The organism is Streptomyces sp. NPDC050161, assembly GCF_044460025.1.
GTDB lineage: Bacteria > Actinomycetota > Actinomycetes > Streptomycetales > Streptomycetaceae > Streptomyces.
On record NZ_JBITJM010000047.1, the window covers coordinates 1 to 17,161 of the forward strand.

Genomic DNA, 17,161 nt, shown 5'->3' on the forward strand with positions numbered 1-17,161 from the left:
CAGTTGCACTCGTGTCACGCAAGACGGTCTATCGGATCGCGCCCCGCCGCGAAGGCACATCCCGCAAATTGATCACAACTCAATACACGCCCTAGTCGGGCGCCGTGCTGCCCGCCGTGATGATGGCCTTGAGGATCACCTCGTGGATCTGGGAGGGGTCGCTGACCTCGTGTGCCGAGCCGCCGGTCGGCGCCACGATGCGGTCCAGGGCCGTCTTGTCGGCCTCCGGGCCGATCGCGATGGCGATCAGCGGCACCGGCCGCTGCGGATCCGAGAGCTTCTTCAGTCTGGTGACCAGCGCGTCGAGGCCGATGCTGCTGGAGTCGTCGTTGGCGCCGTCGGTGACGACGACCAGGGCGTTGAACTTGCCGTCCGCGTATGTGTCGTGGGCCTTCTGGTAGGCGGCGAGCGTGGTGTCGTACAGGCCCGTGGCGCCGTTGGGCACGGGGGCGAGCGCGCGGAAGGCGGCGGCCAGTTCGTCGCGGTGGGTGCCGCCGTTCGTGCCGGGGTCGCCGAGCCGGACGGTGGGGGACAGCTCCAGGTAGTCCCGGTCGCCGTCCAGGAGCGTGGCGAACTTCCACAGGCCGATCTCGTCCTCGGGTGTGAACGTCGCCAGCGCCTGGAGCAGCGAATTCTTCGCGAGTTCCATCCGGGACTGGCCGCCCCTGCCGGGGACTTGGCCGGCCATCGAGGCCGAGGCGTCCACGACCGTGGCGATCCGGGCGCTCTGCACCGTGATCGTCCACATTCCCAGCAGCGCCTGGATCTCCTTGACCGACGGCGGATCGGCCTGCTCGACGGTGTACGGCTGTGGCGCGCGCCCGCCCGCCGCCCGGATCACCTTCCCGGCGGCCTCGCCGTTGCCCGACCGGAAGCCGTGCTCCCGCAGGACCCGCTGCCCCGCCGCGCCCGCAAGGAGTGTCATGAAGCGGCCGGCGGCGCGTGACTGGTCGGCGGTCAGCTCTTCCTCGTCGACGAGGGTGTACGGGTAGTCGAGCCGGGCCGTGCCGTCTTCGGGGTAGAAGAGGTCCAGGTCAGGGCCGCCGTCCGCGTTCGTGTTGTGCGCGAAAGCGGCCTGTTCGGAGAGCAGCAGGGCCTGATTGCGGCGCGGATTGCCCAGTTCCGCTCCGGATCCGTCGCGCGGCAGGGTGGCCAGCACCTGCCCGTCACCGTCCGCGACCCGCTGGTAGAGCATCTTGGCCGTGGCGGCGGTCCTGGGGTCGGCGGTGCCGTCGCTGCCCTTCGCGTGCGCGGCGTCGATCCGCGCCAGCGCGAGCAGTCCGGTGGCGCTGCGGGCCGGGTCGGCGACCCCGAGACGCAGCGCTTCGCCGCTGGTCGCGGTCTCGGTCAGCCCCGACCAGGTGTACGTCTTCTTCGGCCAGCCGAGTTTCCTGGCGGCCGAGGGGACGGCGCCCAGCGCGACGGGTGAGGAGGCGACGGTTCCGCTGGCGGTCAGCGGAGTGCCGCTCTCCGCGCCGACCCGGTCGACCCAGATGCGGGAATCGGGTATCCACACCTGGAATTCGGACCGGGCGGGGCGCTGCCCGAGCGAGTCGGCGACCTCCGCGCCGGACCGCGCCGTGACGCTGACGTCCAGGCATTTCCCGTCCGTACGCGTCTCGTTCTCCCGCGCGCTGTCGGCCACTTCGTCGAGCGCGGGGGCGATGTCGGGGGAGGCGACCACGTCGAGCCGTGCCACGTCGCCGCCGCACGGTGCGCCGAACGGCAGCAGATCGCTGCGCAGTGCGACGACGGTGCCGGCGGCGACGGCGAGGACGAGGGCCGTGGCGATGACGACGGTACGGCGGCGGGCACCGGGGCTGCGGCCCCCCGTGCCGACCGGTTCGGAGTCGTCGGGCAAGCTGTGACGTCCCATGGCGGTACCGCCTCTCCTGACTCTCGGAGCTCGATCGAGATGTGAGGGGGAGGAACACACGCCACGTGGATGGCGCCCGTCCCCGGCCTGTCGCGCGCGATCTTCGTACCTGCTGCGGCGACCCTAGCGGGGCGCTGATGGTCCAGTGGCGGTATTGCGGAAGTGGTGGAATTGGAGGAATTTGTGCAGTCGGATACGAGCCCCCTGGCCGATGCGGACGTGCCGGGCGACGGGCCTGGCGCGGGACGTGACGAAGGGGTGGGCGGCGCCGCCCGGCGGGTGCTGAGGAGCGAGACCCTCCTCGTGCTGGCCCTCTCGCTGGGTGCCAGCGCGGTCTCCGCACTGATCAGCTTCATCGGCTCGGTGACCAGGCCCGGTGGCCTCAAGGACCAGGCGGCGACGCTCAACGGCTCGCACGCGCCCGGACGGCCGTGGCTCGATCTCTCCTGGCAGCTCTTCGGCATCGCGACGGCGCTGGTGCCCGTCCTCCTGGTGGCGCACCTGCTGCTGCGGGAGCGGGCCGACGGGCTGCGGGCGCTGGGCTGCGACCGGCGCAGGCCAGGGTTCGACCTCGGCCGGGGCGCCGCGCTCGGCGCCGCGATGGGCGGTTGCGGCCTGCTGCTCTACCTGGGTGCGCGGGCGGCCGGATTCAACCTCACGGTGGTGCCCGAGTCGCTGCCCGACGTGTGGTGGAAGATGCCCGTGCTGATCGCGTCGGCGGTGCAGAACGCCGTCGTGGAGGAGGTCATCGTCGTCGGGTATCTGCTGCGGCGGCTGGGGCAGTTGGGCTGGGGGCCGCTGCCCGCGCTGGCGGCGAGCGCGGTGCTGCGCGGTTCGTACCACCTCTACCAGGGCATCGGCGGGTTCGTCGGCAACATGGTGATGGGCGCCATCTTCGTGCTGCTCTACCGGCGTTGGCGGCGGGTCGGGCCGCTGATCGTCGCGCACTCCCTGATCGACATCGTGGCGTTCGTCGGGTACGCGCTGCTGGCTGGCCGGGTGGACTGGCTGCCGACGTTGTGACGCGGCGGGCGGGCGCGCTGCCTGCCCGCCGCCGGGCGACCGCTCCGCGGGTCAGCCCCCGGCCAGCAGTTCGCCGTCGATGACGGTGACCGCGGAGCCGGTCAACAGCGTGCGGTCACCGCGCAGTTCGGTGCGGACCAGGCCGGTACGGGCGCCGCCCTGCAGGCCGGTGAGCGCGGCACGGCCGATGCGGGGCGCCCAGAACGGCGCGAGGGCGGTGTGCGCGCTGCCCGTCACGGGATCCTCGTCGATGCCCACCGCGGGGAAGAAGCAGCGGGCGGCGAAGTCGTGGCCGGCCGCCGGGTTCTCGGCGCGCGCGGTGGCGATCACGCCCCGGCCGCCGTGCCCGGCCAGCGTCCTGAAGTCCGGCGTCAGGGCGCGCACCGCCGCTTCGTCGGCCAGCTCGACCAGGAGGTCGCCCACCTGCGGGCCGGTGTCGTGGGCGCTGAGGATCTCGACACCGCCCAGTCCGGTGGCGACCGCTTCCGGTACGTCGACGGGGGTGAGCGGGGCGGTCGGGAAGTCCATGGTGATCGTGCCGCTGTCGTCCGTGGCGGCGGTCAGGACGCCGCTGCGGGTGGCGAAGCGGATGGTTCGGGTGGTGTGCAGGACGTGCGCGGTGGCCAGCGTCGCGTGACCGCACAGGTTGACCTCGGTGGCGGGGGTCAGCCAGCGCAGCGCCCAGTCCGCGGTGCCGCCGGTGGGCAGCGGATGGGCGAACGCGGTCTCGGAGAGGTTGACCTCGGTGGCGATCTGCTGGAGGTAGCGGTCATCGGGGAAGGCGTCGGCGTCCAGGAGGACGACTCCTGCGGGGTTGCCGGCGAAGGGGCGCGCGCTGAAGGCGTCGACGATACGAATCCTCATGCGCGGAGCGTAGATCGGCGGCAAAGCCGCAGGCCAAGGCCAATGTCAAGAAACTGGACCCGATGGGGATTGCCGAACGAACGGTAGCGATATATCGTTGAGGCATCGCGACCGATCAGCGATAGGGCTGGTCGGCATCAGAACGGAAGGACGCCTCATGCGTTCCCACGGACATGACCACGGACAGGAATACGGCGGACCCGGGCGCCGCGGCGGCCGGGGCGACTTCGGCGAGAGGTTCGACGGCCGGCGCGCCTTCGGCCCGTTCGGACCGCCCTTCGGCGGCGGGCCCTTCGGCGGCGGCCGGGGCCGCGGCGGACCGCGCGGCCGGGCCCGGCGCGGCGACGTGCGCGCCTCGATCCTGACGCTCCTCAAGGACCGCCCGATGCACGGCTACGAAATGATCCAGGAGATCGCCGAACGCAGCGGCGGGGCGTGGAAGCCCAGCCCGGGATCGGTCTACCCCACCCTGCAGCTCCTGGAGGACGAGGGCCTGATCGCCAGCGCCAGCGAAGGCGGCAAGAAGCTCTTCTCGCTGACCGATGACGGCCGCACGGAGGCCGAGAACGGTTCGGACGCGCCTTGGGAGGAGGCCGGCCGCGGCGTCGACTGGGAGGCCATGAACGAGATCCGCAAGGCGGGCGGCGGCCTCATCGAGGCGTTCCGCCAGGTCTGGGCCACCGGCACGCCCGAGCAGCGGGACAAGGCCATGGCGGTGGTCAACAAGGCGCGGAAGGAGCTGTACCTGATCCTCGCGGAAGAGGACTGACGGCGGTGTGCGGCCGTCGCCCGGCCGCCGCGCGCGGGGCCGCCGACCGGTGGCCTCAGCTCACCAGACCGGCGAGCTTGCGCAGCGACTCGTGCAGCGCGGTGCCCGCGGAGTCCTTGAGTTTGCCCGCCATCAAGGACACCGCGGCACCGGTGAACTCGCCGTCGATGCGGACGGTCGTCGCCTCGCCGTCCGGCGTGAGCGCGTACCGCATGACCAGCTGCACCCCCATCGGGCCCTTCCCGCCGATGTCCAGCAGCCGACCGGGCTCCAGTGCCCGCACCGTCCAGGCGACCTCGGCCGGGAAGCCCATCAGCTTCATGTTCTCCTCGTAGCCCGCGCCCACCTCCAGCGGCTGCGGGCCGCCCTTGGGGAAGGCGGTATGGGTGGCGTTCCACTGGCCGTAGGAGCCGAAATCGGTCAGCCGGTCCCAGATCCGTGCGGCCGGTGCGTCGATCCGGGCCTGAGCGGTGACTTCGGCCATGCGACCACCCCTTCGTCTCTGCCTGTCCCTGGCGGTGCCGCGGAAGGTATCCGCAAGCGGGCCAATCCACAAGGCTGATGGCCCGTCAGTTTCCGAGGGGTGCAGGCCACGGTGGAGCGCCGGTGAGCCGGATCGGCCGCCCATGCCTTTCCTGCTCCCTCCTCCGTAAGGATGAGAAGCGCGGGGTGCGAGCCCAACCAGGGTGGGATGCGCAAATGCTTCCCACCGAGGATGCTCGGCCCCTCTCGGGCTGGTGGGGTGGGAGCTGTGCAAAACCGTACTGCGTGCAGCGGCGGGGAAGGCCCTGCCAAGGAGGACCCGGACGACCGGCTCACCGTGGAGCTGGCGTCGGTGATATCCGCTGCCCGCAGACGTGCCACCCGGGACGGCGACCGGCAGGTCGACACCGCGCATCTGCTGCACGGCCTCCTGGAATGGGATCCCGCCGTCCGCGACGTCTTCGACGGCGGCCCGCCGCAGATCGCCCGGCTGCTCGGCTATCTCGTCCAGCGCAGCATCGGCTACGGGCTCCAGTGGCACGGCACCGTCGAGGACTCCGGCGCGGTCCCGGTGGTGGCCGAGGGCGGCGTCCCCGGCTGGTCGCCCGCTGCCGCCGCCGCGATGGACGGCGCGCTGGACCGTGCCCACGCCCGTTACGTGCTGCGCGCGGGCTGCCTCGATCTGCTCGCGGCCCTGGTGGACGACCCCGAGTCGCGGGCCGTCGAGGTGCTGCACCGCGCCTCCGTGGACACCGCGCGGCTCGCCGCCCGGCTGGACGAGGAGCGCCAGGACCCGGCCTGACCCGGCGCACCTGCCGTCATGACAGGTGCGTAAGGGGTGACGCTGCTGACGGCGGCTGCCATGATGACCCGATGCATGCGTCTTCGGGGAACCCTGCCGGTGCGGCAACGGGGCCGGGTCAGGGAGTTCGGGGTTCCGGGGGAGGCCCGTCATCGGCGCCCGCCACCGGGTCGCCCGGCGGCGGCGTCACCCCTGGGCGAGGCGTGTCACTGGCCCTCGCGTTGCTCGCCGCCCTCGCGTTCGGCGCCTCGGGTGTCGCCGCCAAACCGCTGATCGAGGCGGGCCTCGAACCGCTGCACGTCACCTGGCTGCGGGTGGCCGGCGCGGCCCTGGTGATGCTGCCGCTCGTCTGGCGTCACCGCTCCCTGGTACGCAGGCGGCCCGCCCTGCTCGCGGGTTTCGGGCTGCTGGCCGTCGCGGGGGTCCAGGCGTGCTACTTCGCCGCGATCTCCCGCATCCCGGTGGGCGTCGCCCTGCTCATCGAGTACCTGGCGCCCGCCCTGGTACTCGGCTGGGTGCGCTTCGTACAGAAACGCCCCGTCTCCCGGGCCGCCGTGGTCGGCGTGGTGCTGGCCGTCGGCGGCCTGGCTTGCGTCGTGGAGGTGTGGTCGGGGCTCGGCGTCGATGTGCTCGGCCTCGTACTCGCCCTCGGCGCGGCCTGCTGCCAGGTCGGCTACTTCGTGCTGTCCGACCACGGTGCCGACGGTGAGGACGCGGTGGATCCGCTGGGCGTGATCGCCTACGGGCTGCTGGTCGGCACGGTGGTGCTCACCGTCATCGCGCGCCCCTGGGAGATGGACTGGCCGGTGCTGGGCGGCAGCGCCTCCATGAACGGCACCGAGGTGCCCGCCGTGCTGCTGCTCGCCTGGATCGTGCTGATCTCGACGGTGGTCGCCTACCTCACCGGTGTGGTGTCGGTCCGGCGGCTGTCACCGCAGGTCGCCGGGGTCGTGGCCTGCCTGGAAGCGGTGGTCGCCATCGTCCTGGCCTGGGTACTGCTCGACGAACACCTCTCCGCGCCGCAGGTCATCGGCGGCGCCGTGGTGCTGGCCGGCGCCCTCATCGCCCAGTCGACGACACCCGGCGCCTCCGGGTCCGCCCCCGCCCGCCCGGAGGCCGCAGAACCAGCCGACGGCGTTCCGCGGAACCCGTCGGACGTCACCGCGGCGACGGCGGAACCGGACCGCGGGTAGCGCCTGATCCGGGCCACGGCGGCGGCGCGGTCCGGCGGCGACGGTGGGCGCGGTGTCCCCGTGTCCTGAGTGAATTCCCGTGCGAGCGCGTTGCGGAGGGCCCTGGAGGCCGTCGGGCGCCGCGCCCGGGACGGCGGCTGCGGTGTCGCCAGGCCGCCGTCCCGGGCGGTTGCTCACCGCCGGCGCGCGGCGGCGAGACGGCGCTGCTGGTGGGCGCGGGCGGCGGCGTCACCAGGGGCGTCGCGCTCGGCCAGCCGCTCCGAGATCCGCTGCTGCACGGCCTCGCTCCGCTTGCCCGCGTACTTGAACTTGGCCCGCACCTCCCGCACTTCCAGGCGCAGCCCCCTGATGCCCGCCAACTGGCGGCCGTACGGGGCCGCTTCCGCGCGGACCGGCGCGGAACCGCCCTCCGGCTGGAAGTGCCCCAGCTGCCGTTCCAGCAGTGCCGCCTTGGCCTCCGGATCGTCCACGACATGGGCGGTGCAGGTCAGTTGGACCGCGGCGTAGAAGCTGGTGGGGACGCCGTGCTCGGGAGGTTCGTCCTCGGCCGCCTGCCAGGGGCCGGGGATGAAGGCGTAGTCGTCCACCACGCTCAGCAGGACCGTGGGCGCCGCCTCGATCGCCCGCCAGAGGGGATGCGGGCGGGCCAGATGCGTGACGGCGTCGCCCGGGTCGGGTGCGTAGGCGAAGTGCAGCGGCTGTACCAGGGGCGGTTCGCCCGGTGGCCCGTTGGCGGCCAGCTGCCCGAAGTCGTGCCGGGCCAGCCAGTGTTGCCACTCGGCGTCCTCGGTCGGGGCGTCCCAGGGATGGATCAGCATCGGTCCCTCCTCAGCGTGCGGTGAGGTACGCCGGCTCCGGGGTGCCGGGGGCGAGCGCGTCGGACGGTATGGGCGTGCCGTACACGGGAGCCACGGGGAGGACGCCTGCCCAGTGGGGGAGCGACAGGTCGTCGGGCTCGTCGTTGGGGCCGCCGGTGCGGGCCTTCGCGGAGACCTCGCGCAGGTCGAGACGGATGACGGCGGTGGCGGCCAGTTCCTTGGTATTGCCCGGCCGGGAGTCGGCGGCGCGGCCCGGCAGCACGTGATCGACCAGGGCGTCGAGCGCCGCGGTCTTCTCCGCCGGGTCGGTGACCTGGTAGGCGGTGCCGTGCACCACCACGCTGCGGTAGTTGATGGAGTGGTGGAAGGCGGACTTGGCCAGCACCAGGCCGTCGACGAGCGTCACGGTCACGCAGACGTCGAGCCCCGGTTCCTGCCCGCCCGCCATGCGCAGCGGGCGGGAGCCGGTCGAACCGTGGAGGTAGAGGCGCTCGCCGACCCGGGCGTAGAGCGTGGGCAGGACGACCGGCGCGCCGTCGCGGACGAAGCCCAGATGGCAGACGTACGCCTCGTCGAGGATCGCGTGCACCGTTTCGTGGTCGTAGGCGGCGCGCTCGGCGGAGCGGGTGGGGACGGTCCGCTCGGTCGACGGGTAGCCGGGCGCGGGTTCCGTGGCTCGGGACATTGCCAACTCCATTGCACTAGTGCATAATCAAGTTTGTGCTAGGAGAGTATCGGATCGAAGGGCGGCGCGCATCGGAGATTGCCGCCAGTGTCGAGCGAGCCGTCGGTGCCGGTGAGCTCCAACCGGGCGAAGTCCTGCCCCCCTTGCGGGAGTTGGCCGTCTATCTGGAGGTCAATCCGAATACCGTGGCGTCCGCCTACCGGACACTGCGGGACCGCGGAGTGATCGAAACGGCCGGGCGGCGCGGCAGCCGGGTGCGTGAGCGCCCCGCCAGTACCCCGCGTGAGGCGTCGCGGGTGGAGATCCCGCCCGGCGTGCGCAATGCCTCGGACGGCAATCCCGATACCGCCCTGCTGCCTCCGCTGGAGAAGGCCCTGGCCGTCGCCGCCCGGCGCAGCGCGGAGCGCCCCGTGCTCTACGGTGCGCCCACCATCGACGCCGATCTCGCCGGCCTCGCACGCGAGGCGTTCGCCGCCGACGAGGTGCCAGCCGGCCCGCTGGCCGTCACCAGTGGCTCCCTCGACGCCATCGAGCGGGTGCTGACCGCGCATCTGCGGCCCGGTGACGTGGTGGCGGTGGAGGATCCGGGGTGGGGCAGCCTGCTGGATCTCATCCCTGCGCTCGGACTCCGGCCGGCCCCGGTGGCGCTCGACGACGAGGGGCCGCTGCCCGAGCAGTTGGCGCGAGCCCTCGACGACGGCGCGCGGGCGGTCGTCGTCACGGACCGCGCGCAGAACCCGACCGGCGCGGCGGTGAGCCGCCAACGGGCGGCCGAGCTGCGGAGCCTGCTGGCCCGCCACCCCGGTGTGCTGCTGATCGAGGACGACCACGGCCACGGCATCGTCGATCAGCCGCTGTACCCCCTCGCCGGTGTCACCGACCACTGGGCGCTGGTGCGGTCGACGGCCAAGGCGTACGGCCCCGATCTGCGCCTCGCGGTGCTGACCGGGGACGCGGTGACCGTCGACCGGGTGCGGGGCAGGCAACTCCTGGGGGCGGGGTGGGTGAGCCACCTCCTCCAGGACGCGGTCGTCCACCTGTGGCGCACGTCCGCGGTCGAACCGGCGGCGGTGGCCGCCGCGTACGGCCGACGGCGGGACGCCTTGATACGCGCGCTGGCCGCGCGGGGTGTGCGGGCACGGGGCCGCAGCGGGATGAACGTCTGGGTGCCGGTCCCGGACGAGACGGGTGCGGTGTCCCGGCTCCTGCACGCCGGCTGGGCGGTGGCGGCGGGGGCCCGTTTCCGTATGCAGTCACCGCCCGCGGTGCGCATCACGGTGTCAGGACTGTCCGTCGATGACATGGACCCGATAGCCGCCGCCGTCGCGTCGGCCATCGGGTCGGGTGACGCGCGCCGGTACGAGTGAACCGGGCGCCGGGAGCTGGGTGTTGGGCTATCGGGCGGCGGGCCGTTGGGTGCCGGGGTCGTCGTCGGTGGTGCGGGGGCCGCTGCCGTCCGGGTCCGGGGTGGCGGGGCCGGTGCGCTGCGGGCCGGCGGTGCGGGAGCGGGCGGGGCGGCGGGTCCGGTTCTGGGTGAGGGCGGCGCCGGCCAGGACGATGACGGCGCCCACCGGGGTGTTCCAGCTCAACTGCTCGTCCAGGAGGGCCACTCCGGCGGCTGTGGCGATCACGGGAATGAAGTAGGTGACCATCTGGGCGGTGGTCGGGCCGATCTCCGCGACCAGCCCGTACTGGAGCAGGAAGGCGAGGCCGGTGCCGAGGGCGCCGAGGGCGAAGACGGCCAGCACGGGCCAGAGCGGATAGGAGGTGGGTGCGGAGGTGAACAGCGGTGTCACCACGGCGAGTTGCAGCGTGGCCAGCAGCAGCTGCGTGCTGGACATGGACAGATGGGAGTCCCCGGTGCCGCCCAGCGTGCGGCGGACGTAGATCCAGCCGACCGGGTAGCTGAGGGAGGCGCCGAGCGCCATGGCCGTGCCCGCCGGGTCCGTGCCGGTGAAGCCCTGCCAGGCGCCGAGCACGGTGAGCACGCCCAGGAAGCCGATGCCCAGACCGGCGACCCGGCGCCGGGTCGGGCGGTCCTCCGACAGGGCGACCACCGACAGGGCCATGCCCCACAGCGGCGACGTGGCGTTGCAGATGCCGGCCAGGGTCGACGGGATCGTCAGCTCGGCGTAGGCGAAGAGGGAGAACGGGAGGGCGTTGAGGAAGAACGCGGCGACCGCCAGATGCGCCCAGGTCCGTCCGGAGCGCGGCAGCCGTTGGTGCTTGATGACGAGCACCGCGAGCAGCACCACGGTGCCGAACCCCAGCCGCCCCAGCGTGACGTGAAACGGCGCGAACCCCTGGGTGCCCACCTTGATGAAGAGAAAGCTGAAGCCCCAGATCAGCGCGAGGACGGCAAAGCGGAAGCGCCAGCCGAAGGCGAGGCGCCGGGCCGGAGTCACCCCGGGACCGTCCGCTGATGCCGGTCCGGCGGCGGAGCGGGCCGCGGCACCGGCGGGCGCGGCCGGTCCAGGAAGCGTGTTCCCGGCGGTGTCGGTGGTGACGGCAGTGTCGGCGGTGGTTCCGGTGGCCGTGCGGTCCGGCGGGGCGGAGGGGGAGGTGGCGGTGCCGGCTGTGCCGGAGGCGGTGCTCATGCCGCCTACGATGCGGGGATCTCATCTCGTAGCACAAGCGAGAATTACTGGCAGGTATCGCTTAGCATTGCTTATGTGTTGAACCTTGATCGCCTGCGCACGCTCCATGCGGTGGCGCGGTACGGCTCGGTGAGCGCGGCGGCCGACGGCCTGCACGTGACGACCTCGGCGGTCTCCCAGCAGATCGCCAAGCTGGAGCGGGAAGCCGGCCAGCAGCTGCTGGCCAAGAACGGGCGGGGCATCCGCCTCACGGACGCCGGCCGGCTGCTCGCCGACCACGCGGCCCGCATCCTCTCCCAGGTCGAACTGGCGGAGGCCGAGCTGGAGGCGCACCGCGGCCAGGCCGTCGGTGAACTCCGCCTCGGCGCCTTCCCCACCGCCGCCCGCGGCCTCTTCCCTGCCGCCCTCGCCGCCCTCCGCCGCGCCCACCCGCAACTGCGCGCCCGGCTCACCGAGATGGAGCCCGACGAGTCGGTACGGAACGTGGTGCGCGGCGACATCGATCTGGCCGTCGTCCTGGACTGGTACAACCGCCCGCTGTCGCTGCCCGACGGGCTGGCGAAGGAGCCGCTCCTGGACGATCCCGCCGATGTGGCCATTCCGGCGGATCACGCGCTGGCCCACCGCCGTTCGGTGGAGCTGGAGGACCTCGCCGACGACGAGTGGATCTCCTGGCCGCAGGGCGAGTTCTGCCACGACTGGCTGATGTTCACGCTCCGCAGCAAGGGCATCGAGCCCCGCATCGCGCACATGGCCGAGGAACACCACACCCAACTCGCCTTCATCGCGGCCGGGTTGGGCGTCGCCGTGGCGCCGCGCCTCGGCCGCGGGCCGGTACCGGACGGCGTGAGCGTGGTGCCCGTGCGCCACACCATGCGGCGCCACGTCTACGCGATCTGGCGGGCGGACGCCGACCGAAGGCCCTCGATCCGCGCCGCCGTCAGCGCACTCAGCGCCGCGGGCAAGGACGCTCAGGGGAGCTGAACGAACGGGCGCCCGCCGGTCGTCCGAGTCAGGGGCGGAGCTGACGCTTGAGGATCTTGCCCATGTCGTTGCGTGGGAGGGCCGTCAAGAAGTGGACGACGCGCGGCCTTTTGTGCGGGGCGAGCTGGCGCGCGACGTGGTCGGCGAGATCCTCGGCGGAGGGCGGCGTGGCACTGCCGGGGCCGGACTCGACGACGATCCAGGCGACGATGCGCTCGCCCAGATCCTCGTCCGGCTCGCCGGTGACGGCCGCCTCGGCGACCGCGGGGTGCGCCAGCAGGGCGTTCTCGATCTCGCCCGCGCCGATCTTGTAGCCGCCGCTCTTGATCAGGTCCGTCGCCTTGCGGCCGACGATGCGGTAGTTGCCGCCGGCGTCCCGGACCGCCATGTCGCCGGTGCGGAACCAGCCGCCGTCGAACGCGGCGGCCGTGGCATCCGGGCGGTTGAGGTACTCGACGAAGAGATTCGGGCCGCGCACCTGGATCTCGCCCACCGTCTCGCCGTCGTCCCCCTCGATCGCCTCTCCCGCGTCGTCGACCAGCCGGAGGTAGACCCCGGGGAGCGGCACCCCGACCGTGCCCGTGGCCGGCGGTCCGTCCGCGCGGACGCTGGTGTTCATCAGCGTCTCCGTCATGCCGTACCGCTCGACCACGCGGCGGCCGGAAGCCGCGGTCAGGCGTTCGTGGTCGGTGAGCGGCAGCGCGGCCGATCCGGAGACCAGCAGACGGGCGCCTGCCAGGGCCTTGGCCAGCGCCGGATCGCGGCCGGCTTCGACGGCGAGGCGGTGGTACATGGTCGGCACGCCGAAGAGCATCGTGCCGTCGCCCGACAGCTCGCGTGTGACGCCTTCGGTGGTGAACCTGCCGAGGTGGTGGACGCTGCCGCCGCGGCGCAGCGGGCCGAGGATGCCCAGGATCAGGCCGTGGACGTGGAAGAGCGGCAGGGCGTGGACGAGGACGTCGGACGCGGTCCACTGCCAGGCGTCCTCCAGCGCGTCCAGCGTGTGCGCGAGGGCCCGGCGGGGGAGTACCACGCCCTTGGGCGGTCCTGTCGTGCCGGAGGTGTAGACGATGAGCGCCGGGGCCTCGTCACCGGGTTCGTACGGCAGGTCCATGGGGCCTTCGGCGGCTTCGGGGGTGACCGTGGCGCCGGGATCGCCGCCCGGCTGCGCCGCCTCCTCGATGTCGACGTCGATGTCGAGGCGCGGCAGGACGTCGAGCGCGTCGGGAAGGGCGGCGCCTGGCTCGGCCAGCACGAGGGTGGGCGCGCTGTCCGTGACGATGTGCGCCAGCTCGCTCTCGCCGATCTTGGGGTTCACCGGCACGGCGGGCACTCCGGCCAGCATCGCGGCGACGACGGCGACCGACGTCTCCAGGGTCGGGGTGGCCCAGACCGCGACGCGTGTCCGCCCGGCGATGTGCTCGGCGATCGGGCCTGCCACCGCGGCGAGTTGGCGATAGCTCAGGGCGCGGTCGCCGAATCGCAGTGCGGTGGTGGGCGAACCGTCGCGCAGCGCGGGGAAGAACACGTTCACCGGATCTCCTTCGTCCTTATCGGTGCCCGGCGCACACGGCCGTGGCGATCCGCCCCGCACGCCTGGCGGCGCGGTACGGGCTCTCTTGCTGACCTGTACCACTCTCGCAGAGACCACTGACAACGCGCCCCGCGCCACCGCGCCGCGCCGCGCGGCTGCGTGCCCCGTCCCGTCACCCGGCCGGGATCTTGCGGAAATCCCAGGAGGCCACGGAGTCAGGCACCAGGCGCAGCCAGGCGTGCCTGCCGTCGTGCGGCATGGTGTCCATACCGAAGTACTTCGCGGCGAACAGCCGCTCCGGAACGTCGAGTTCCGGGCACAGCTCACCCGTACGGGGCGCCTCCCCGACGAAGACGGCGCGACCGGACAGCTCGACGCCGCGCAGCTCCCCGTAGTCGTCGCCGTCATCCACGACGACCGCGATCCTCGGATCCTTGCGGAGTTGGGCCCACCGCCTGCTGCGGGTGATCGAATACAGCCACAGCGCGGTGCCGTCCCAGACGAACCACAGGGCCCCGACGTGCGGAGCGCCGTCCCCGCCGACCGTCGCGACCCGGCAGGTCCGCTGCACGGCGAGGAAGGCGTCGCGCTCGCCGTCCGTCAGCATGATCCGGCGCCCGCGCCGCTGCGTCCCGGCCATGTCGCACCTCCACCCTGCGGCCCGGTCGCCCGGCCCGCTCATCCGCTGCACCATCCAGGAACCTGACTAGGTGTCAGAAATCATGCGGGCTCTTCCCCTTGTGCGCAATGGCCGCTAGCCTCGCGCGCCTCGTGCAGCGTCCCCGCCCGCCGTGACGGACGCCGCAGGCAGGACGGCCACAGAGGGAGAACCATGCCCACGGACCCCCGGCTCATCGAGCAACTGGACCCGGACGCCACGGTGCTGCTCACCGTCGAATGCCAGCGCGGGGTGGTGGGGCCGGACAGCGCACTGCCCGAACTCGCGGAAGCGGCACGGGCGTCGGGCGCCCTGGAGAACGTCGCACGGCTGACCGCCGCCGCCCATGACGCCGGGGTCCAGGTGCTGCACGCCGTCGCCGTACGCCGCCCCGACGGCCGCGGCGCCGGCCGCAACGCCCGCCTCTTCCGGGCCGCCGAACGCCTCCCCGTCCAGCAGACCATCGGGACGGCAGCCGTCCGCGTCGCCGACCCGATCCCGCTCTCCGAGGACGACCTGGTGGTGCAACGCCTCCACGGACTGTCGCCGATCGCCGGGACGGACGTGGACGCGCTGCTGCGCAACGCGGGGTGCCGCACGCTCGTCATCACCGGCGTGTCGGCCAACGTGGCGATCCCCAACGCCGTGTTCGACGCGGTCAACCTTGGCTACACGGCCGTCGTCCCCGCGGACGCCATCGCCGGAGTGCCCGCCGACTACACCCCCGTGATGGTCCGCAACACGCTCGCCCTGGTGGCCACCGTCACCCGCACCGATGACGTGCTGGCCTGCTGGGAGCGGCCCCGGCGGGCCGGAGCCGGATGGCCGCCCGCATGAAATCCCGATCCGGGCGCGTCGGGAGGAAGCGGGTGTACCCGGCAGAGGGGCGGATTCCCCTGGCGCGCAAGGGGGTTCCGCCGGTCTCTGCCGGGACGATCATCCGTGGGCGCGGCTACCAGTTGTAGACGATCCGCGGGTCGGTCACCCAGTAGCTGTTGGCGACGGTGTCATCGATGTACACCGGGCCGCCGGGGAGCGCCACGCCCGCGCTGGACGCACCCGCAGGGGTGCCGGGGAGGGTGACCTTGAGCTTCGTGGTCTTGAAGCCGTGGTTGCCGTCGCCGCTGGTGTGGATGGCGGCGTAGGCGCTGTGGCCCGGCTTGACCTTGACCGCGCTGCTCGGCTTCGTCGACGTGACCACCTCGGCGGGGGACTTGGCGGAGCCGAAGCGCAGCTGCGGGTACTTGTACGCGACGCAGGTCTTCTTGGAGTGGTTGGTGAGGGAGAGCCGGTAGGTGTTGATGGGCTCACGTATCGATTCGACCTTCAGCGACACGTCCTTGACGCTGCATGCCGGGGTGCCGGCGAGTGCGGTGGCGTCCTTGGCCGTACTGGCCTGTGCGGCGCTGCCGCTGAAGGCGGTCAGCGACACCGCGGCGGCGGCGGTGAGACCGGCGGAGGCGAGGCGCAGGGTGCGGGTGCGGCGGGTGGTGGTACGTGGCATGAATACCTCCCTGGTGGACAACTGATGGGCCCATGCACCGTATCGAGAGTTGATCATGAACGGCTCACGGCAGTCTCATGTTCCGCTCAAGAGTCGGCCGGGAGGGCGACGGGGTCCTGGGGGTAAGGGAGTTGGCCCGCCGGTGCGGCCCCCTGATTCCGGGCGCGAGTCCGCCCGCGCGGGCGCCGAGCCTGGTCGCCCAGCACGTACCCCACCTCCCCCGGCTAACCCCCTCAAGTAGATTGACAGGTTACTTCAAGGGGTGTCTACTGGACGCCCACCGCGAGGTAACCGCCACATGGCGTCAAAGGGGTTAGTCATGGTTGAGATCCGCCACCGCTACGCGACAGTGGGGGGACATCGCGTCTTCTACCGCGAGGCGGGAGCCCGAGAGGCGCCCACGCTCGTGCTCCTGCACGGGTTCCCCTCCAGCTCGCGCATGTTCCGCCGCCTCATTCCGGCACTGGCCGATCGATTTCACGTCATCGCCCCCGACCACCTCGGCTTCGGCAACTCCGATGCCCCGCCCGTGGACGCGTTCACCTACACCTTCGACTCGCTCACCGACATCACCGAAGCCCTTCTGGCCCAGCTCGACGTCACCCGCTACGCCGTGTACGTCCAGGACTACGGCGCACCCATCGGCTGGCGGCTGGCCCTGCGCACCCCGGACGCGATCACCGCGGTGATCACGCAGAACGGCAACGCCTACGAGGACGGCTTCGTACCGGATTTCTGGAAGCCCGTATGGGCGTACAGCGAGAATCCGGGCCCCAGGACCGAACCCGCCGTCCGTGCCGCGCTCTCGCTCGACGCCATCCGCTGGCAGTACCTGCACGGAGTGGACCGGCCCGAACTGGTCGACCCCGACATCTGGGCCGCCGACCACCGCGAGGTCAACCGGCCGGGCAACGACCTCGTGCAGCTCGCCCTGTTCCGCGACTACGCCGGCAATCCGCCCCTCTACCCCCAGGTGCACGCCTACTTTCGGGAACACCAGGTTCCGCTCCTCGCGGTCTGGGGCGCGGGCGACGAGATCTTCGGCCCGAACGGAGCGCGCGCCTTCACCAGGGACCTGCCGGACGCAGAGATCCACCTGGTCCCCGGAGGCGGACACTTCCTGCTCGAAAGCCACCTGGACACCGTGGCCGGGTACGTTCGCGGGTTCCTGACCGCCACCGCATCACCGGCGTGACGCCCGCGAAGTGTTCCCGGGGCGGGTGAATGGCCTCTTGATCCCGCTCACGGCCTCACGGAGGCGTTCGTCGGCGGCGTCCTAGGGCGTGTATTGAGTTGTGATCAATTTGCGGGATGTGCCTTCGCGGCGGGGCGCGATCCGATAGACCGTCTTGCGTGACACGAGTGCAACTG

At 72.4% G+C, this 17,161-nt stretch carries 17 protein-coding genes; 8 read left to right on the top strand and 9 right to left on the bottom strand.

From position 1 onward, the window contains the following. Positions 1 to 91: 91 nt before the first annotated feature. Positions 92 to 1,876, bottom strand: coding sequence for a substrate-binding and VWA domain-containing protein (locus tag ACIBK8_RS35445; protein ID WP_399046763.1), 1,785 nt, complete (start codon positions 1,874 to 1,876; stop codon positions 92 to 94). Between the two features lie 219 nt (positions 1,877 to 2,095). Between ACIBK8_RS35445 and ACIBK8_RS35450 the strand changes: the two genes are divergently transcribed. Then, positions 2,096 to 2,899, top strand: coding sequence for a CPBP family intramembrane glutamic endopeptidase (locus ACIBK8_RS35450; RefSeq protein ID WP_399046788.1), 804 nt, complete (start codon positions 2,096 to 2,098; stop codon positions 2,897 to 2,899). A gap of 51 nt (positions 2,900 to 2,950) precedes the next feature. On the opposite strand, the gene ACIBK8_RS35455 is transcribed toward ACIBK8_RS35450, so the two are convergent. Then, positions 2,951 to 3,763, bottom strand: a complete 813-nt coding sequence (locus ACIBK8_RS35455; RefSeq protein ID WP_399046764.1) for a PhzF family phenazine biosynthesis protein — start codon at positions 3,761 to 3,763, stop codon at positions 2,951 to 2,953. A gap of 157 nt (positions 3,764 to 3,920) precedes the next feature. Between ACIBK8_RS35455 and ACIBK8_RS35460 the strand changes: the two genes are divergently transcribed. Then, on the top strand, positions 3,921 to 4,532 hold the full coding sequence (locus ACIBK8_RS35460) for a PadR family transcriptional regulator (RefSeq protein WP_399046766.1): 612 nt from the start codon (positions 3,921 to 3,923) through the stop codon (positions 4,530 to 4,532). Positions 4,533 to 4,587: 55 nt separating this feature from the next. Here ACIBK8_RS35460 and ACIBK8_RS35465 read toward each other — a convergent pair whose 3' ends face one another. Further along, the gene (locus tag ACIBK8_RS35465) at positions 4,588 to 5,016 is read right to left on the bottom strand and encodes an SRPBCC family protein (RefSeq protein WP_399046769.1); all 429 of its coding nucleotides are present in this window, start codon (positions 5,014 to 5,016) and stop codon (positions 4,588 to 4,590) included. Between the two features lie 267 nt (positions 5,017 to 5,283). Here ACIBK8_RS35465 and ACIBK8_RS35470 point away from each other — a divergent pair, with 267 nt between their 5' ends. Together ACIBK8_RS35470 and ACIBK8_RS35475 are read left to right on the top strand one after the other, a co-directional pair. Continuing rightward, on the top strand, positions 5,284 to 5,817 hold the full coding sequence (locus ACIBK8_RS35470) for a Clp protease N-terminal domain-containing protein (RefSeq protein ID WP_399046770.1): 534 nt from the start codon (positions 5,284 to 5,286) through the stop codon (positions 5,815 to 5,817). 71 nt (positions 5,818 to 5,888) lie between these two features. Then, positions 5,889 to 7,010 (top strand): EamA family transporter, encoded by a 1,122-nt coding sequence (locus ACIBK8_RS35475; protein WP_399046772.1) that lies wholly within the window; start codon positions 5,889 to 5,891, stop codon positions 7,008 to 7,010. Positions 7,011 to 7,183: 173 nt separating this feature from the next. Here ACIBK8_RS35475 and ACIBK8_RS35480 read toward each other — a convergent pair whose 3' ends face one another. After that, a complete protein-coding gene (locus tag ACIBK8_RS35480) occupies positions 7,184 to 7,828 on the bottom strand; it encodes an FMN-binding negative transcriptional regulator (RefSeq protein WP_399046773.1) in 645 nt (214 codons plus the stop codon). A gap of 10 nt (positions 7,829 to 7,838) precedes the next feature. Beyond that, positions 7,839 to 8,513, bottom strand: a complete 675-nt coding sequence (locus ACIBK8_RS35485) for a pyridoxamine 5'-phosphate oxidase family protein (protein WP_399046775.1) — start codon at positions 8,511 to 8,513, stop codon at positions 7,839 to 7,841. Between the two features lie 35 nt (positions 8,514 to 8,548). Between ACIBK8_RS35485 and ACIBK8_RS35490 the strand changes: the two genes are divergently transcribed. Next, the gene (locus tag ACIBK8_RS35490; protein WP_399046777.1) at positions 8,549 to 9,880 is read left to right on the top strand and encodes an aminotransferase class I/II-fold pyridoxal phosphate-dependent enzyme; all 1,332 of its coding nucleotides are present in this window, start codon (positions 8,549 to 8,551) and stop codon (positions 9,878 to 9,880) included. A 27-nt stretch (positions 9,881 to 9,907) separates the two neighbouring features. Here the strand turns inward: ACIBK8_RS35490 and ACIBK8_RS35495 are convergent, their stop codons facing one another. Beyond that, on the bottom strand, positions 9,908 to 11,110 hold the full coding sequence (locus ACIBK8_RS35495) for a DMT family transporter (protein ID WP_399046779.1): 1,203 nt from the start codon (positions 11,108 to 11,110) through the stop codon (positions 9,908 to 9,910). A 75-nt stretch (positions 11,111 to 11,185) separates the two neighbouring features. Here ACIBK8_RS35495 and ACIBK8_RS35500 point away from each other — a divergent pair, with 75 nt between their 5' ends. Next, on the top strand, positions 11,186 to 12,094 hold the full coding sequence (locus ACIBK8_RS35500; protein ID WP_399046780.1) for a LysR family transcriptional regulator: 909 nt from the start codon (positions 11,186 to 11,188) through the stop codon (positions 12,092 to 12,094). 28 nt (positions 12,095 to 12,122) lie between these two features. On the opposite strand, the gene ACIBK8_RS35505 is transcribed toward ACIBK8_RS35500, so the two are convergent. Both ACIBK8_RS35505 and ACIBK8_RS35510 read right to left on the bottom strand, forming a co-directional pair. Further along, complete coding sequence (locus ACIBK8_RS35505; protein ID WP_399046781.1) at positions 12,123 to 13,628, bottom strand: acyl-CoA synthetase; 1,506 nt, start codon at positions 13,626 to 13,628, stop codon at positions 12,123 to 12,125. Positions 13,629 to 13,800: 172 nt separating this feature from the next. Next, entirely contained in the window at positions 13,801 to 14,268 is a 468-nt protein-coding gene (locus ACIBK8_RS35510; protein ID WP_399046782.1) for a pyridoxamine 5'-phosphate oxidase family protein, read from the bottom strand. A gap of 192 nt (positions 14,269 to 14,460) precedes the next feature. On the opposite strand from ACIBK8_RS35510, the gene ACIBK8_RS35515 reads away from it, so the two are divergent. Next, the gene (locus ACIBK8_RS35515; protein WP_399046784.1) at positions 14,461 to 15,123 is read left to right on the top strand and encodes a cysteine hydrolase; all 663 of its coding nucleotides are present in this window, start codon (positions 14,461 to 14,463) and stop codon (positions 15,121 to 15,123) included. Between the two features lie 115 nt (positions 15,124 to 15,238). On the opposite strand, the gene ACIBK8_RS35520 is transcribed toward ACIBK8_RS35515, so the two are convergent. Further along, positions 15,239 to 15,790, bottom strand: coding sequence for a DUF4232 domain-containing protein (locus ACIBK8_RS35520; protein WP_399046786.1), 552 nt, complete (start codon positions 15,788 to 15,790; stop codon positions 15,239 to 15,241). Positions 15,791 to 16,109: 319 nt separating this feature from the next. On the opposite strand from ACIBK8_RS35520, the gene ACIBK8_RS35525 reads away from it, so the two are divergent. Next, positions 16,110 to 16,985, top strand: a complete 876-nt coding sequence (locus ACIBK8_RS35525; RefSeq protein WP_399046787.1) for an alpha/beta fold hydrolase — start codon at positions 16,110 to 16,112, stop codon at positions 16,983 to 16,985. Positions 16,986 to 17,161: the final 176 nt, after the last annotated feature.

Excerpts from the sequence above, each read along its gene's own strand:
- ACIBK8_RS35520 (WP_399046786.1), bottom strand. The coding sequence starts at position 15,790 with ATGCCACGTACCACCACCCGCCGCACCCGCACCCTGCGCCTCGCCTCC.
- ACIBK8_RS35525 (WP_399046787.1), top strand. The coding sequence starts at position 16,110 with ATGGTTGAGATCCGCCACCGCTACGCGACAGTGGGGGGACATCGCGTC.
- ACIBK8_RS35455 (WP_399046764.1), bottom strand. The coding sequence starts at position 3,763 with ATGAGGATTCGTATCGTCGACGCCTTCAGCGCGCGCCCCTTCGCCGGC.
- ACIBK8_RS35445 (WP_399046763.1), bottom strand. The coding sequence starts at position 1,876 with ATGGGACGTCACAGCTTGCCCGACGACTCCGAACCGGTCGGCACGGGG.
- ACIBK8_RS35460 (WP_399046766.1), top strand. The coding sequence starts at position 3,921 with ATGCGTTCCCACGGACATGACCACGGACAGGAATACGGCGGACCCGGG.
- ACIBK8_RS35465 (WP_399046769.1), bottom strand. The coding sequence starts at position 5,016 with ATGGCCGAAGTCACCGCTCAGGCCCGGATCGACGCACCGGCCGCACGG.
- ACIBK8_RS35485 (WP_399046775.1), bottom strand. The coding sequence starts at position 8,513 with ATGTCCCGAGCCACGGAACCCGCGCCCGGCTACCCGTCGACCGAGCGG.
- ACIBK8_RS35495 (WP_399046779.1), bottom strand. The coding sequence starts at position 11,110 with ATGAGCACCGCCTCCGGCACAGCCGGCACCGCCACCTCCCCCTCCGCC.
- ACIBK8_RS35480 (WP_399046773.1), bottom strand. The coding sequence starts at position 7,828 with ATGCTGATCCATCCCTGGGACGCCCCGACCGAGGACGCCGAGTGGCAA.
- ACIBK8_RS35515 (WP_399046784.1), top strand. The coding sequence starts at position 14,461 with ATGCCCACGGACCCCCGGCTCATCGAGCAACTGGACCCGGACGCCACG.
- ACIBK8_RS35475 (WP_399046772.1), top strand. The coding sequence starts at position 5,889 with ATGCATGCGTCTTCGGGGAACCCTGCCGGTGCGGCAACGGGGCCGGGT.
- ACIBK8_RS35510 (WP_399046782.1), bottom strand. The coding sequence starts at position 14,268 with ATGGCCGGGACGCAGCGGCGCGGGCGCCGGATCATGCTGACGGACGGC.